This window comes from Aequorivita sp. 609, assembly GCF_014212065.1.
Lineage (GTDB): Bacteria > Bacteroidota > Bacteroidia > Flavobacteriales > Flavobacteriaceae > Aequorivita > Aequorivita sinensis.
This window is the reverse complement of record NZ_JACJVM010000032.1, coordinates 15584-31408: the sequence shown is the minus strand read 5'-3', so window position 1 is coordinate 31408 and position 15825 is coordinate 15584. Positions and strand designations below refer to the sequence as shown.

The window sequence follows — 15825 nt, the reverse complement described above, 5'->3', positions numbered from 1 at the left end:
TGTTTTATTGAATGTTTTCGAAATGGATGATGCATCGAGAATGAATATATCATTCCCGAAGGGAATTCAACCAAAATAATAAGTTGTTATGCGAAACTTTAAAATAAATTACTCCTATAAAAATACATATAAATGATTAATAAGAAAGAAACTAAAGCTAAAAACTTTACATTAATTCTCAACGAAATTCTAGGCTAATTCTATGAGCAAATCCAAAGGAATATTTAGGGAATATGCTTCCAATTTTTCTTTTTTTTATAAGTACCTAGGAAAAAGAGTCTACACTGCTCTGTTATTAAGTATGTTAATGAGTTTGTTAGATGCCTTAGGATTATCCATGTTCCTTCCCTTGTTTGAAGTTATAAGCAATGATGGAAATATTGATCTGTCGGGCATGGGGAAATTGGCAGTAGTTGTGGAAACAATAAAAGGCTTCGGAATTACCTTAACAATAACTAAGATTATTGGGGTAATGCTGCTGGTTTTTATTCTTAAAGGTATGGTTAAATATTTATGTAGTGTCTATATCATCGTGCTTCAGCAAAGTTTTATTAGAAAAATGAGATTGTTCTTGTTGAGAGGCTTAAATCAGATAAGCTTTAAAAAATTTATGCTTGCCGATTCGGGTAGAATTCAAAATACATTGAGCGGTGAAGTCGATCGTGTAGCTAATGCCTTTATGACCTATTTTGGAACAATTAGAAATGCACTAATGGCATTAATATATTTAATATTCGCATTTTTGATTAATCCAGGTTTTGCCTTATTGGTGATAATCTTTAGTGTGATTTCACATTTTCTTTTTAGGCTTGTGTATAGTAGAACAAGATTAGCGTCGAAAGAATTGACAACTCAAAATCACATTTTCCAAGGACAGATTATTCAACATGTAACTCATTTCAAATATTTGCGTTCCACAGGGGTTATTGATAAGTTTTCGCGAAAATTGGAAGAAACAATTTTTGCTATTGAAGAAAGTAGGAAGCGCTTAGGAATGTTAAGAAGTATTGGAGGAGCGGTAGTTGAACCAGCAATCATCATTATTCTCTGCATTGTTTTATGGATTCAATTCAATTATTTTGGAGGAACCTTGGGAACAGCTTTTGTTAGCCTACTGTTTTTTTATAGGGCGCTAACATCTCTAATTGGGCTTCAGGCACTTTGGAATTCTTTTCTTGGAGTTTCCGGCTCCATAGATAATATAGAAGAATTTGGTCAGGAACTAGAAGAAAGTAAGCTGGAAGATGTAAGTAGAGAATTCGATCACTTTCAAACTGAGATTAATATTTCAAATCTAAGTTTTTATTACGGCTCTGAAGCAATTTTAAAATCCCTTAATCTCAAAATTTTTAAAAATGAAACTATCGCATTCGTAGGGGAGAGTGGAAGTGGAAAAACCACACTCACAAGCGTAATAACAGGAATTTTAAAACCGCAGGAGGGGGAGATTAATGTAGATTCCATTCCTTTAAATGAATTTAAATCAAAAACATATCAGCGCAGGATAGGGTATGTAAGCCAGGACCCCGTAATTTTTGATGATACTTTATTTAATAATATTACTCTATGGGATCATAAAACTCCAGAAACTGAAAAACGTTTTAAGGAGAGTTTAAAGAAAGCTTCTTTGGAAAGTTTTGTGCAAGAATTGAATTTACGAGACAAGACTCTTTTAGGAAATAATGGAATAAATTTAAGTGGAGGGCAAAAACAGAGAGTTTCCATAGCGCGCGAGATGTATAAAGATATAGATATTCTTATCTTAGATGAGGCAACTTCAGCTTTAGATTCTGAAACCGAGAAAGCTATTCAAGAAAGCATAGAAGCATTGCAAGGAAGATATACACTTATAATTGTGGCACATAGGTTATCTACAATTAAAAATGTTGATCGAATTGTTTTTATGGATAAGGGGCGAATTGTGGATGTAGATACTTTTGGTAATTTAATGCAGAAACAAGAGCGATTTAAAAGAATGGTTGAGCTACAGGAATTGTAAACCTTAAAATCGAGATAATACCCATATAATATAATAATGTTTGCGTCTATTATGAACAAGAATCTTGTTTCAGTTATCATTCCAACTTATAACAGGACAAAGCATTTAGAAAACGCCATGGATAGTGTATGGAAACAGACCTATCGTCCTATTGAGGTGGTGATTGTGGATGATGGCTCTACGGATAATACAAAGCAAATTATTAACGATTGGGTCATACAACACACAGATAAGGACTTTAAGGTTGTATATATTTATCAAATAAATTCGGGAGCACCAAGCGCTCGAAATAATGGAATTAAGAATGCATCAGGTAGATACTTACAATTTTTAGATTCTGATGATTATTTAATGCCTGAAAAATTAGAATTGCAAATAAATAAAATGCAAGAGGAAAACACAGGTTTCTGCATCTGCGATTATTACCATACTGATGAATATGGAAAAATTATACTGTTAGCTTCAAATAATAGAAGTATTAAGCAAATTTTGACAGAAGCTCGCTTTTTACATACTTCTATAGGGGTAATTGATACAAGTTATTTTAAACCTGGATTAATAAAATGGAATCCGAAAATAAAGAAGGGTCAGGATTTAGATTTTAACCTGAAAATGTTTTTTATTGTTGATGAGTTTTCATATGTAAATAAAGCCCTATTTAAGTGGATTCGCCATAGCGAAAAAGGGATTTCCAATACGACTAAATTTACCATAAATGAATATTTGAACAATCTGATATCCTTATTAAAATTTCATATAAAATATTGTAAATCAATACAAGCATATAAAAAAAACTATATTAAATACTTGTATAAAAAAGGATTGTGGGCGATCTATTGCAAAACGCAATTATTCAAAATTTTAAAAAAAAACACTTAGTCTAAATAAAACATAATCGTTATTGAATTGAAGCAGGCCATTAAAAGACTTATCTAAGATTTTTAAAAATATGATAAAAAAATAGAAATGCCTACAATTTGATATACAAAGATTAATATTTCAAAAATAATGTTTATGAAGAGAAAACCACTTTAAGAAATTTATTGAAAAAAATATTGGTAAACTTATAGAAATTTCCTTGATAGTTGGATAATAATGCTGTTGTATGACTGTGTATAAATTCGGAATACCTATTTTTATTTTCGACTATTACTCATAACCCAAAACTCAATAATCATATTTTTATTTGAGATAAGTCCAACCTAATCTTATTTAATTAAGATTACTTTTTTTAATTAAAACCGGATGTTCCAAACTTTATTTCAATGTTATACTGCTTAAACCAAATTGGTTCAAAAATTACGTTTTATAATAAATTTGGTGAAACTAAAAAATATCTACGAATTAGAAACCGGAAGGATTATGAGCTAATAAAATCTGGTCAATTGGCCTTAAGTTATATTTAAAGATTTGTGTGTGTCCAAAAAAAAATCGAGAATAATATTATTATTAAACATTTATCTTTTAGCTACACCTATAATAAGTAATTGTAGCAATCTTGTTTTAAAACCAATTTAATATGAGTAAGACTCCAAAAAATATAATCCATATATATTCTGATCCAAAATTTATTTATTTTATTGATAGTTATCGTTTTCATCAATTTAACAATGAATTAGTGTATATTGGAGATTCCGATAATATACCTTTGAAATTTAAGAAAAATGCTCATCTTCTAGCAAAGGATAGCGCAAATCAATTGAATCAACTCTTGGAAATATGTAAAACAGCTGATTTGTTAATTGTAAACTTCCTTAATAAAATTACAGTTAAGCTTATTTTATCACTGCCCGAAAAAATCAAAATAATTTGGAGATTTTATGGCGCTGAAATTTATACTCGTGAGCCCGATTTGTTTTATAGTAAAGAAACGCTAAAATATTGGAAAACAAAAAAGAAAAATACCTCGGTAATGCATATGATAATACGGTATTTTCGACCTGCCTTACTTTCCTATAAAAATATTAAATTATTGCTAAGTAAGATTGACTTTTTTTTGGGCGTTATGGAAGATGAGCATACTCTTTTAAAAAATATGGGCTATGATTTACCCACCTTTCTTCAATTTCCTATTGGATTTATCCCCTACAATCAAGGAAATTTTAAAAAATCTTCGTTGATTATTTTTGGAAACAGTAGGAATAAAGACAATAATCATTTAGATGTTCTAAAATTATTTAGAAATACCATGCTTCCCAATGAATTAAAAATTAAAATGTTTTTTAGCTATGGGATTGTAGATGAATATTCCCACCAAGTAAAAAAAGAAAGTGAGCAGATTCCAGAAATTGAATTGATAGAAACATTTCTGCCCAAAGAGGAATTTATTGAAATATATCACCATGCAGCAGCCTTAGTAATAAATGGATATAGACAAATGGCATTGGATAATATAGTAACTGCATTGATGAATGGAGTAAAAATATATTTAAGTGAAAAGAATGTCACATATAGCTGGGCAACTAAAAATAATTTTTTAGTTTATTCAATTGAGAATGATTTAGAAAAGGACTTAAAATGCAATAATATATTTTTATCTGCATCAGAAAAACAAAATAATTTTGAAAGTTTACAGATACTAATGCGAGAACATTCTTTAGAGAAATTTCAAAACCAGATAATTCGGATTGTTAATAGTGAATAATCCTTTGTTTATTCAATGTGGTATTAAAGAACTAAAGTTTAAATCATGACAAAAATCAGAAATTCAATTTTTTTTTCCTATTTTAAAATACTTTAATTCTCATGTTCTGAGAATTGTTAATCAGTAAGTATTTAGATATGGTTCATCAACGAGTCTATTATTTAAAACAGTAAGGATTTAAAGTTAATACAATATTGAGAAAATCAACTCCAAAGCAATCATCAATTAGGTATAAACTTAAAAGTTTTTTAAGGCAAAACTTGAGTCTAATGCTGCCTAAAGTTAGCAGGGTAATGCTTATTGACAGTTTTAATGCAGAAACAAATGCTATCGCGATGGCGAATTATATTTCTGAGAATTATAATTTACCTGTGTCATTTGTTGTAAAAAAGTCAAACAAAAATTCGATTACTCCTTTACTTAATCACAATGTTGAATTGATTGTAATAGGAAGCTTAAAATTTAATTCAACTTACTTAACGAGCAAGTATATTCTTAGTACTCATGGATTTTTGAAAACTCCTAAAAGTCAAATTCATGTTAATCTATGGCATGGTGTAGGCCATAAAAAAATTAAAGCAGCTAGAGGTTATGGAGGTGTAAAGGCAGACATTACCGTCGCTACTTCAGAATTAACTCAGAAAATATTTTCACATTCTTTTGCGGTTCCTATTGAGAGTGTGATTATTTCTGGTTATCCTAGAAATGATATAATGCTGAAAGCTAAAAATGAAAAAAATCAAATTATTAATCAAATAGATCCATATTTAAACAGCTATAGTAAAATTATCTTATGGATGCCTACCTATAGGAGGATGCCTCCTGGGATAGATGTTGAAATGGGTGAATATGGAATAAAACTAGATAATATATTTAATAGTGAAGGATTTGATGTGTCGACATTTAATAATATTCTAAAAAAACACAATGCTATCTGCATTCTAAAGCCTCATTACTATTATGACACTTTAAGTAAAAAGGATATTGATAGTTTAAGTAATATTTTAATTATAAACGATCAATGGATACTTAATAAAAAAATCACACTTTATCATTTAATTGGGTGTACCGATATGTTAATAACCGATTTTTCATCTGTAATGACAGATTTCTCTTTATTAGATAAGCCCATTATATGTTTTTGTACAGATTTGGAGAAAGTCAAAAATAATGAAGAACTGTACTTTGAGGATATTGAAAATTGGTTGCCTTCAAAACTATATCAAAATCAAAAAGATTTTTTTGAATTTCTTAATAAACTCTTAACAACTGATCTCGACCCTTATGTAGAAAAGAGAGTGAAAATGCGTAATTTGTATTTTAAATATCGGGATGGTAAAAGTGCAGAACGCTTGGCGAACTTTATTTTTAATTCTAAGAAAAACTAAAAAAATCTAATTTTCTATTATAAGGTTATTAAAAGGTATTAAAATGAATTTTGAAGTATTCAAAAGTAAATATGAATTACAGCCTGTAATAGAAGTTCCAAATCAGGTAGATCAAAACACTAAGTTAACAGTTTTGGTGTTAACCTATCAGCAAGCTCCGTATATTAAAGATTGTCTAGATGGAATTCTAAAGCAAAAAACAAACTTTAATATTGAAATTATAATTGGTGAGGATGATTCATTAGACGGAACTAGAGAAATATGTAAGGATTATGCAGAAAAAAACCCAGATAAAATTCGATTATTTTTACATAGTAGGAAAAATAATATTAAAATAAACAACAGACCCTCACCAGTTTTTAATTTCTTTTATAGTACATTTTCCAGTACTGGGAATTATATAGCTATATGCGAGGGAGATGATTATTGGACAGATCCCTTAAAACTTCAAAAACAAGTTGATTTTATGGAAGCAAATCCAAATTGCGTACTGTGCTATCACCCTACTGAGTGTGTTGATGAAAAAGATCCTTTTTACAATCATATTAAACATCCTCCAAACCCCGAAAAATTACAATTATTTAATATAAAAGATTATATATTGGGAGAGGGCTTAGGGATTTGGACTGTTTCAGTTGTTGCGAAATCAGAATCTTTAAAAACTTTACCAAATTGGCTTTTTAAGGCACCGCTTACCGATTTAGCTTTAAAGTTGTATTATGCTTACAATGGTGAAATTGGATATATACCAGGTACAATGGCAGTTTATAGAAGAAGAACGATTGGATCTTGGAGTGAACTTTCTAAAACCTTTGAATGGCAGATTAATCATATGGAAAGCAGAATTTATACTTACAATCTTTTCAACAGTTTTTCAAAATTTAAATACAATAAAGAAATTCAATCCACCAATAAGTGGTGGAAACAAAATTGTTTACCTGAAGCATATGGATATGCAAATAGAACTGAAAGGAAAAAATTACTATTTAATAATTTAGATTTTTTTTTAAACTTCAGATATAAAGGGAATTTTAGTCGTTGGTTGAGACTTTTATTTGGAGATCATTTAATAACTATTTTAAAAGGTAATTATAAAAAATAAAATAAGAGACATTGAATTATTACTTTCGTGAAATAATTAATATTACGTAGTCGATTAGTGAAATAGTCAACTTTTATCAAAATATAAAAAATGTCAAAAAATATAGCAGTCATTCTTGCAGGCGGTATAGGCTCTAGAATGAATATGGAGCTGCCAAAACAATTTTTCAAAGTAGCAGGAAAAACAGTTTTAGAGCATACAGTACAGAGCTTCCAAAATCACAAAAATATAGATGAAATTGTTATTGTTTGCCATTCCTTATATATAACTCAAGTTGAGAACTTTGTGCTTATCAACGATTGGACTAAAGTTAAAAAAATTCTTCAAGGTGGAGAAGAACGGTATGAATCAAGTTTGAGTGCTATTAATGCGTTTCCTGCTAATTCAGATATTAATTTAATTTTTCACGACTCTGTCCGACCTTTAGTTAGTGATGATATTATTGATAATGTAATTCAAGCATTAAAAAAATATTCAGCTATAAACACAGCAATCCCTTCTACCGATACCATTATTCAGCTCAATTCGGAATATAATATTATTAAAAGTATACCAGAAAGAAAGTATTTGAGAAGGGGGCAGACCCCTCAGGCTTTTAAATACGAGATTATAAAAAAAGCTTATGATTTAGCACTTCAAGACCCTAATTTTAAAACGACTGATGATTGTGGCGTTGTTTTAAATTATTTACCAGAAGTTGAGATTTATGTGGTACCTGGAGAAGAGAATAATTTTAAGCTAACCTATAAGGAAGATAGTTTTCTATTAGATAAATTATTTCAACTAAAAACAACCAATTTTTATACAAACCCAGATTTATCAAAATTAAAAGACAAAGTAATAGTTGTTTTTGGTGGTGGATCAGGAATTGGGAAAGAAATTGTAAATATAGCTAAAGAGTTGAGGGCTAGGGTTTATCCTTTTTCTCGTAGTTTAAACAATACCGAAATTTCAAATCCAGTCCATGTTGCAGCAGCCTTACAAATGGTGGTAACAAGAGAAAGTAAAATAGATTTTGTAATTAATACTGCCGCAGTATTAACGAAGGAAGCATTAATACACATGGAGACTGAGAAAATTGATGAAGCACTAAATACAAATTTAAAAGGAGTTATTTGTATAGCTCGTGAGAGCTATACTTTTCTTAAAAAATCTAATGGACAATTATTAAATTTTACATCAAGTTCTTATACACGTGGAAGATCATTTTATAGTGTGTATTCAGCAACTAAAGCTGCTGTTGTTAATTTTACTCAAGCCTTGGCAGAGGAATGGAGTCCTGATAATATTCAAGTAAATTGTATAAATCCTGAACGAACAAAAACTCCTATGCGTTTATCAAATTTCGGTCACGAGCCTGTAGATAGTTTATTAAGCGCTAGTGAAGTTGCAAAAATATCACTAGGAGTATTACTTAGCCAATTAAATGGGCAAGTAATTGATGTAAAAAAGAATGAATTAATGTAAAAAAATCCACCGTGTTTCTTCTTTAAAATTTATACTGCCATAAATCATCTCTTGATATATAAACTTCTACTTTAAATTAACATTGCCGTAGTTTACGCAATCACATAAAATAGTATTTTCAACTCCATGTTAAAATTAAAAAACTTTATTAAAAAGTACTTTACAGACTTTGCCTTTTTCTTTCGTTATCTAAGGGCCAAAGTTTTTATAGCCTTTTTTTTGAGTGTTGCTGTAAGCTTTTTAGACGGATTAGGCTTAACAATGTTTATACCATTGCTTCAGGTTGTGAGTGAAAGCAATATGGCTAATCCCGATAAAATGGGGTATTTAGGAGTGTTTATCAAAACATTGGAAGCTGTTGGAATATCAATGACCCTGCAGAGTATTTTAATTTTAATGATAGTATTTTTTGTATTAAAAGGAGTAGCTTTTTATATACGCAATATTTATCTAGTGATTTTACAACAAAGTTTTATTAAAAAAATTAGGCTTAATTTATTAGATCTACTTAGCCAAATAGATTTTAAACGCTTTATCCTTTCTGATGTAGGGCGTATTCAAAACACCATGACGGGGGAGGTTAGTAAGGTTTCACTTGCATTTTCGGCATACTTCAACACTTTCCAACAATTGGTTATGGTAGTGGTTTATATGAGTTTTGCGTTTATGGCTAATGCCCAATTTGCACTATTAGTTAGTGTAGGAGGAGCTTTAACAAATATTCTTTACAAATATATTTATAAACGCACAAAAGGAGCCTCTGGAAAATTGACACAACATAATTCTGTTTTTCAAGGCCAAGTAATTCAATATGTAGGCCATTTTAAATATTTAAAAGCCACTGGCAGTGCAATTTCTTATGGAGTAAAATTAAAAGATACTATTCTCAAAATAGAAGACTCCCTTAAACGGATTGGTGCTTTAAACAGTATTGCAACAGCTGTTCGTGAACCGATTATGGTAATTATTATTGCTGCGGTAATTCTAATTCAAGTAAGCTATTTTGAAGGGAATATCGGCGTAATTATAATTAGTTTGTTGTTTTTTTATAGAGCACTTACAGCATTAATGAGTTTGCAATGGTTTTGGAATAGTTATATGGAGGTTTCAGGTTCCTTAGAGAACATGAAAGATTTTCAAAGGGATTTGGAGTCGGGAAAAGAAAAGCAAGGAAAAGTTAAAATTAATAATTTTAAAAATTCTATTGTTCTAAAAGATGTGGATTTTTCTTATGGTAATGAACTTATTTTAAAGGATATAAATTTAAAAATCGATAAATTTCAAAGTATAGCTTTGGTAGGAGAGAGTGGGAGTGGAAAATCGACCTTAGCCAATCTAATTGCAGGACTTTTAGTGGAGAGTGATGGAAGTATTTATATAGATGATATGTTATTGAAAGATTTGAATAAGGAATCTTTCCAAAAACGAATAGGTTATGTAAGCCAGGACCCTGTAATATTTAACGATACTATCTATAACAATGTAACTTTATGGGGTCAAAAAACTTCTGAAAACCTACAACGGTATAAACTTAGTATAAAGCAAGCTGCTTTAGAAACTCTTCTAAATGAATTGCCTAAAGGAGAGGAAACACAACTCGGAAATAACGGAATAAATTTAAGTGGCGGACAAAAACAAAGAATTTCGATAGCACGTGAACTTTACAAAGAAATAGATATTCTAATTCTAGACGAAGCGACTTCTGCTTTAGATTCAGAGACTGAAAAAGTCATACAAGAGAGTATAGATGAATTGCAAGGGGAATACACCATAGTGATGGTTGCCCATCGTTTATCTACTATTCGCAATGTCAATAAGATTGTATTTATGGATAAAGGTAAAATTTTAGATATCGATACTTTCGAAAACTTGATACTTAAACAAGAAAGATTTAAAAAAATGGTTGAGTTACAAGAGTTATAAGTAATTTAATATATAAAAACCACTTATAACATAATCTAACTTAAGTTAATTAATCACTAAGTCTTGCTAACTAAACTATCAATTATAATCACATAAATTTATTCTTTCCTATATTTTAAAGCATTTCTATTTCTTTAACATAATTTTTAATTTATCTATCTTCGCAACTTTATATTAACCTTTTGTAAGATTAAACTTGCTTTCCCCATTGGTTAATGAATATTGATTAATATTTTTATGAATAAAATTCTCGTTACAAGGCCATTTTTAGCACCGCGTGAAGAATATGAGACATATTTTAATAAAATATGGGACAATCAATGGTTGACAAATATGGGGCCTTTAGCAGTTGAATTAGAGGAGAGATTGATGGCACATATAGGCGTAAAAAATTTGCTATTTGTTTCTAATGGCACAATTGCGCTGCAAATGGCAATAAAAGCATTGAATTTAAAAGGTGAAATTATCACTACTCCTTTTTCCTTTGTTGCTACTACACATAGTATTGTATGGGAGGGTTGCACTCCTGTATTTGTTGATATAGAAAGAGATAGTTTAAATATAGATTCAAAGAAAATTGAGGAGGCTATAACCGATAAAACAACGGCTATAATCGCAACACATATTTTCGGAAATCCATGTGATGTTGAAGCCATCCAAAAAATTGCAAATAAGCATAATCTTAAGGTAATTTATGATGCTGCTCATGCCTTTGAGATAAATTTTAAACACAAATCAATTTTTGACTACGGAGATATTTCAACTTGTAGTTTACATGCCACTAAGTTCTATCATACTGGAGAAGGTGGCTTAGTAATAGCTAAAGATAAAGAAGTAGTTAGGAAGCTAGGTTATATTCGTAATCACGGACTACATGAAAAAGAAGGCTTTGCATCCATAGGTACGAATGCCAAAAACTCTGAATTTCACGCGGCCTTGGGTTTGGTTAACCTTAATTACGTTGGTGAAATTTTAAAAAAACGACAACAGATAGCTGAAATTTATGAGTTACAACTTCAAGACAAAGTGAAGTTTCAAACATGGAACAATTATGCCAGTAAAAACTATTGTTATTTTCCCGTTATATTTAAGACGGAACAAGAATTATTACGCGTTAAAGAATGTTTAGAACAGAATAATATTTTTACCAGACGCTATTTTTATCCATCCTTAGCTTCATCGCTACCTTATATGTCTGCTGTTTTTTTACCAATTACTGAAAGTATTTCAACAAGATGTCTGTGCTTACCAATCTATTTCGATCTTTCATTAAATGATGCTAAAAAAATAAGTGAATTAATATTAGAATGTATTTAGTATTAATGTTGTTCGATTTATATAAGAAAGTTTCAATCAGCGTCAATATAAAAAATCTTGAAAATTATAATAATGTTAAATAGTCTTATATTAAAAATAAAATTTATCATAATGTTTGAAGATTCAAGAGTGACTACTTGTACTGCTTAATAAAAATGCTTCGTTCTACTGCTTATAATCGAGTGATTTGTAAATATCGAATTCATTTTCCGACAACTTTATTTTCTTCTTTCTCTTCCCTGTTAAACAATACATTTTACTAATAAAATCGATTTATTCATTATAGCTTCTATATCTTTGCAGTCGCAAAAAAAATTAGCCTTTTAACCGGTTTCATACAATTGTCAATAATTGTTAAACTAATAAATAATTGTCCAGTAATACAACCATAGCAAAAAACACCATGTTCCTTTATATTAGGATGTTATTGTCCTTGGTGGTTTCCTTATACACTTCACGAGTTGTTTTAAACACTTTAGGAGTGCAAGATTTTGGTATCTATAACTTAGTGGGAGGTATTGTTGTTTTATTTTCGTTTATCAATTCCGGAATGACTGCAGCTACTCAACGTTTCTTGAATTTTGAGATGGCTAAAAACTCAACTAAAGCCGTACAACGTGTCTTCAGTGTGAGCATGAATGCACATTTTTTGATAATTGCAGTAATCATACTTTTGTCAGAAACTATCGGTTTATGGTTTTTAAATAATAGGTTGAATATCCCAGGAGATAGAATGTATGCTGCAAATATTGTTTATCAATTTTCTCTTTTGTCATTTTGCTTTAGTGTTCTTAAAGTTCCTTATAATGCTAGTGTTATAGCTTATGAGAAAATGTCGTTTTATGCTTGGATTAGCGTATTAGAAGTAGTTTTGAAATTAGTGATTGTATTTCTTCTTGTGCTTTTTTTTTATGATAAGTTGATTTTATATTCAATCCTAGTTTTTGCAGTTTCTGTAATTATATTTTTAGCCTATCGTTTTTTCTGCAGGAGCTTATATGAGTCTTGCAGATATCAATTTCTAAGAGACAAAACGCTTTTAAAAGAATTGATGAGTTTTTCAGGATGGAGTCTTTTTGGACATATGGCACTAATAGGTTCAAACCAAGGAATATCTTTTATATTGAATGTTTTTCTAGGGGTTACAATCAATGCGACTATGGGAATTGCTTCACAAGTTAATACTGCTATTTATGGCTTTGTTTCCAATTTTCAAATTGCTTTTAATCCACAAATAGTGAAAACATATGCATCGGGTAATTTAGAAGAACATAAAAAATTGCTTTTTCAGGCTTCCAAGTTTTCTTATTATTTATTGTTGATTTTGGCTGTTCCTATTTTGTTGAATACGGAGTATATCCTAACTCTTTGGTTAATCATTGTTCCAGATTATGCTACAGAATTCACACAGTTAATTGTGCTTTTCTCTTTAGTAGACGCTTTAGCAGGACCATTTTGGTCTTCTATAAATGCAACAGGAAAAATAAGAAAATATCAATTAGGAGTTGCCTTAATTTTATTTATGAATCTACCTATAGCTTATCTATTGTTGTATTTTAATTATTCCCCAATTTATGTAATTGTTGCAAAGGTTGTTATTAATATATTATTGCTTTTATTTCGTTTGATACGTACTCATAGCTACTTGCATTTTAATTATATGAATGTATTATTTCAAATATATCTGAGGTTACTTTTGATAAGTGGAATTACTATCGGAATATTGTATATAATCAGAGAAAAAGTTTTTTTTTCTATTCAAAATTGGTATGATTTAATATTATTTTCAGTTCTAAGCCTTATTACAACATTAACTATAATTTTAATTTTAGGAATAACTAAAAGAGAAAGAACTTATTTAATTAATTTTATTAGAAATAAAATTTCCTAATGTCTAAAATATCAATCATCCTTCCTTGCTACAATGTAGAAAAGTACATTGCCAAAAGCATTCAATCAATCTTAGATCAGACTTATGATGACTTTGAAATATTAGTGATTATCGATGGTTCACCAGATAACAGTAAAGCTATAGCCGAAAGTATTAAGGACCCAAGAATTAAGATCTATGAAAAACCTAATGGAGGTTTATCTGACGCTCGAAATTATGGTTTAGAAAGAGCAAATGGAAAGTTTATCTATTTCTTGGATCCTGACGACTGGATAGAACCTAATTTATTGGAAGATAACCTCGCAATAATAGAACAAAAACAGTTAGATTTTGTAGTTTTTGGCTATTTTCAAGATAATTTTGGATATTCCGAAAACTTGATTTCTACCATAGAATATATTCCTAAAGTTAGTGCTTATTACACAGATCAAGACGAACCAAAAATTGATATATACCATGTAGGGTTATTAGGTTATGCTTGGAATAAAATTTATCGTAAATCATTTTTGGATAAAAATAATTTTATCTTCCCAAAAGGAATTACTTTAGTAGAGGATATTCTTTTTAATGCACCAATATACACCAACTCCAACGCTATATATTTTAATCAGCAAGCCTATTATCATTATATTAGTAGAACTACTGAATCGGAAATGAAAAAATTTCACCCCGACTTTATTGAACTCCGGGAAATGAAATTTCAAGCCATAGAAAAATGGCTTGTCACATGGAATGTTTATAATAAGAAAGAAATTTTAGTCAATTTGGTTATTGGAGGATTACGCGGGGCAATTCAAAATATATTTACTTCAAAGAACAACCTATCTTTTTTTGATAAATATAAATTGACGAAATCATTATTCAAAAATCCAGAAACAAAAGGCTATATTGAAAATTATAAAACTAAAAACTTAAAAGATAAAACCTTTAAATTTTTAGTTAAACATAATATGGCATTTACAACTAGCTTTATTGCTGAATTTATAAAATGATATGCTTAAAGATTTATTAAGTTTTAGAACAAAATATCGTATTAGATTGTTTTTACAGCAATTTAAAAATTTTGATTTTTTTAAAAACATCAAATTTGATAAAAACAAAAATCAAGTCTATATCTTTTTAGCAGCTGATTATGGAAACTTGGGGGATGTAGCTATTACCTATGCGCAAACTAAATTCTTAAAAGATATACTAGAAAGTAATTTTGAAGTAATTGAAATTCCTATTAGCCATAGTTTAGAAGGACTTTATTTTGTAAAGAAAAATATTAAACATGGGGATATTATTACCTCAGTTGGCGGTGGGAATTTAGGGAATTTGTATGATCAAATTGAATATATACGTCAATTAGCCGTGCGGTCTTTCCCTAACAATAAATTTATTTCCTTTCCACAAACTTTTGATTTTTCTGAGACTGCTGAAGGAAAGAAGGCCTTAGCGATTGCTAAAAAAGTTTACAATGCTCACCCTAATTTTTATATGGTGGCAAGAGAAAAAACTTCTTACGCCTTGATGAGGCAACATTTTAACAAAGCAAATATTTTACTTACTCCTGATATCGTATTAAGTCTTAATAAAGAATATCCTAAGCTAGAGAGAAATGGGGCTGTTATTTGTATGCGGCAAGACAAAGAGAAAAATCTTACAGAAAAACAAACTGCTTTTATTCAAAACGAGATAAAAGACAGGTTCGAGTCTGTTTTATTCTATGATACTCATATTAATAAAGATAATATGAATATTGAAGAAAGAGAAAAGGAATTAGAAAAAATTTGGAATACATTTAAATCAGCTGAATTAGTAGTGACAGACCGCTTGCACGGCATGATATTTTGTTATATTACAAACACTCCTTGTTTAGTATTTCAAAATAATAATCACAAAGTTAGAGAGACTTTTAATTGGATTAGCGAAAACAGCAATGTCAATCTTGTTGAAAATTTTTCTAAAGAAGATATCCAAAACTTTTTAAAGAAAAAGAATTTTGACATTGGACAAATTCAGCAGATTTCTGATCATTATACTCAAATTAAAGATGTATTAGTTGAAATTTAGTTTCAATATTATACAATTCAGAAAATAAAATTATCCATA

Annotated in this window: 11 protein-coding genes; all 11 read left to right on the top strand. The window is 29.5% G+C overall.

Going from position 1 to position 15825, the window contains the following annotated elements; translation table 11 throughout:
• Positions 1 to 202 precede the first annotated feature (202 nt).
• The 11 genes from H4O20_RS08805 to H4O20_RS08755 all read left to right on the top strand — a co-directional run bounded on the left by H4O20_RS08805 (position 203) and on the right by H4O20_RS08755 (position 15786).
• Positions 203 to 1999 (top strand): ABC transporter ATP-binding protein, encoded by a 1797-nt coding sequence (locus tag H4O20_RS08805; protein WP_185099010.1) that lies wholly within the window; start codon positions 203 to 205, stop codon positions 1997 to 1999.
• A 51-nt stretch (positions 2000 to 2050) separates the two neighbouring features.
• Complete coding sequence (locus tag H4O20_RS08800) at positions 2051 to 2878, top strand: glycosyltransferase family 2 protein (protein WP_185099009.1); 828 nt, start codon at positions 2051 to 2053, stop codon at positions 2876 to 2878.
• 640 nt (positions 2879 to 3518) lie between these two features.
• A complete protein-coding gene (locus tag H4O20_RS08795; RefSeq protein ID WP_185099008.1) occupies positions 3519 to 4643 on the top strand; it encodes a hypothetical protein in 1125 nt (374 codons plus the stop codon).
• A 269-nt stretch (positions 4644 to 4912) separates the two neighbouring features.
• Positions 4913 to 6031: a CDP-glycerol glycerophosphotransferase family protein gene (locus H4O20_RS08790; protein ID WP_185099007.1), complete on the top strand. Its 1119-nt coding sequence runs from the start codon at positions 4913 to 4915 to the stop codon at positions 6029 to 6031.
• 43 nt (positions 6032 to 6074) lie between these two features.
• Positions 6075 to 7133 (top strand): glycosyltransferase, encoded by a 1059-nt coding sequence (locus H4O20_RS08785; RefSeq protein ID WP_185099006.1) that lies wholly within the window; start codon positions 6075 to 6077, stop codon positions 7131 to 7133.
• Between the two features lie 90 nt (positions 7134 to 7223).
• Positions 7224 to 8600, top strand: coding sequence for a bifunctional cytidylyltransferase/SDR family oxidoreductase (locus H4O20_RS08780; RefSeq protein WP_185099005.1), 1377 nt, complete (start codon positions 7224 to 7226; stop codon positions 8598 to 8600).
• A gap of 126 nt (positions 8601 to 8726) precedes the next feature.
• A complete protein-coding gene (locus tag H4O20_RS08775; protein WP_185099004.1) occupies positions 8727 to 10523 on the top strand; it encodes an ABC transporter ATP-binding protein in 1797 nt (598 codons plus the stop codon).
• A gap of 237 nt (positions 10524 to 10760) precedes the next feature.
• Positions 10761 to 11840 carry a DegT/DnrJ/EryC1/StrS aminotransferase family protein gene (locus H4O20_RS08770; RefSeq protein ID WP_185099003.1) on the top strand — a complete coding sequence of 360 codons (1080 nt, stop codon included), beginning with the start codon at positions 10761 to 10763 and terminating at the stop codon, positions 11838 to 11840.
• A gap of 403 nt (positions 11841 to 12243) precedes the next feature.
• Positions 12244 to 13731: a lipopolysaccharide biosynthesis protein gene (locus H4O20_RS08765; RefSeq protein ID WP_345742670.1), complete on the top strand. Its 1488-nt coding sequence runs from the start codon at positions 12244 to 12246 to the stop codon at positions 13729 to 13731.
• Positions 13731 to 14723, top strand: a complete 993-nt coding sequence (locus H4O20_RS08760; protein ID WP_185099001.1) for a glycosyltransferase family 2 protein — start codon at positions 13731 to 13733, stop codon at positions 14721 to 14723. The genes H4O20_RS08765 and H4O20_RS08760 overlap by 1 nt, the downstream gene beginning before the upstream one ends.
• A 1-nt stretch (position 14724) precedes the next feature.
• Complete coding sequence (locus H4O20_RS08755) at positions 14725 to 15786, top strand: polysaccharide pyruvyl transferase family protein (protein WP_185099000.1); 1062 nt, start codon at positions 14725 to 14727, stop codon at positions 15784 to 15786.
• Positions 15787 to 15825: the final 39 nt, after the last annotated feature.

Coding starts and splice junctions, on each gene's coding strand:
- H4O20_RS08765 (WP_345742670.1), top strand. CDS start 12,244: ATGTTCCTTTATATTAGGATGTTATTGTCCTTGGTGGTTTCCTTATAC.
- H4O20_RS08805 (WP_185099010.1), top strand. CDS start 203: ATGAGCAAATCCAAAGGAATATTTAGGGAATATGCTTCCAATTTTTCT.
- H4O20_RS08760 (WP_185099001.1), top strand. CDS start 13,731: ATGTCTAAAATATCAATCATCCTTCCTTGCTACAATGTAGAAAAGTAC.
- H4O20_RS08755 (WP_185099000.1), top strand. CDS start 14,725: ATGCTTAAAGATTTATTAAGTTTTAGAACAAAATATCGTATTAGATTG.
- H4O20_RS08775 (WP_185099004.1), top strand. CDS start 8,727: ATGTTAAAATTAAAAAACTTTATTAAAAAGTACTTTACAGACTTTGCC.
- H4O20_RS08780 (WP_185099005.1), top strand. CDS start 7,224: ATGTCAAAAAATATAGCAGTCATTCTTGCAGGCGGTATAGGCTCTAGA.
- H4O20_RS08800 (WP_185099009.1), top strand. CDS start 2,051: ATGAACAAGAATCTTGTTTCAGTTATCATTCCAACTTATAACAGGACA.
- H4O20_RS08785 (WP_185099006.1), top strand. CDS start 6,075: ATGAATTTTGAAGTATTCAAAAGTAAATATGAATTACAGCCTGTAATA.
- H4O20_RS08770 (WP_185099003.1), top strand. CDS start 10,761: ATGAATAAAATTCTCGTTACAAGGCCATTTTTAGCACCGCGTGAAGAA.
- H4O20_RS08790 (WP_185099007.1), top strand. CDS start 4,913: ATGCTGCCTAAAGTTAGCAGGGTAATGCTTATTGACAGTTTTAATGCA.
- H4O20_RS08795 (WP_185099008.1), top strand. CDS start 3,519: ATGAGTAAGACTCCAAAAAATATAATCCATATATATTCTGATCCAAAA.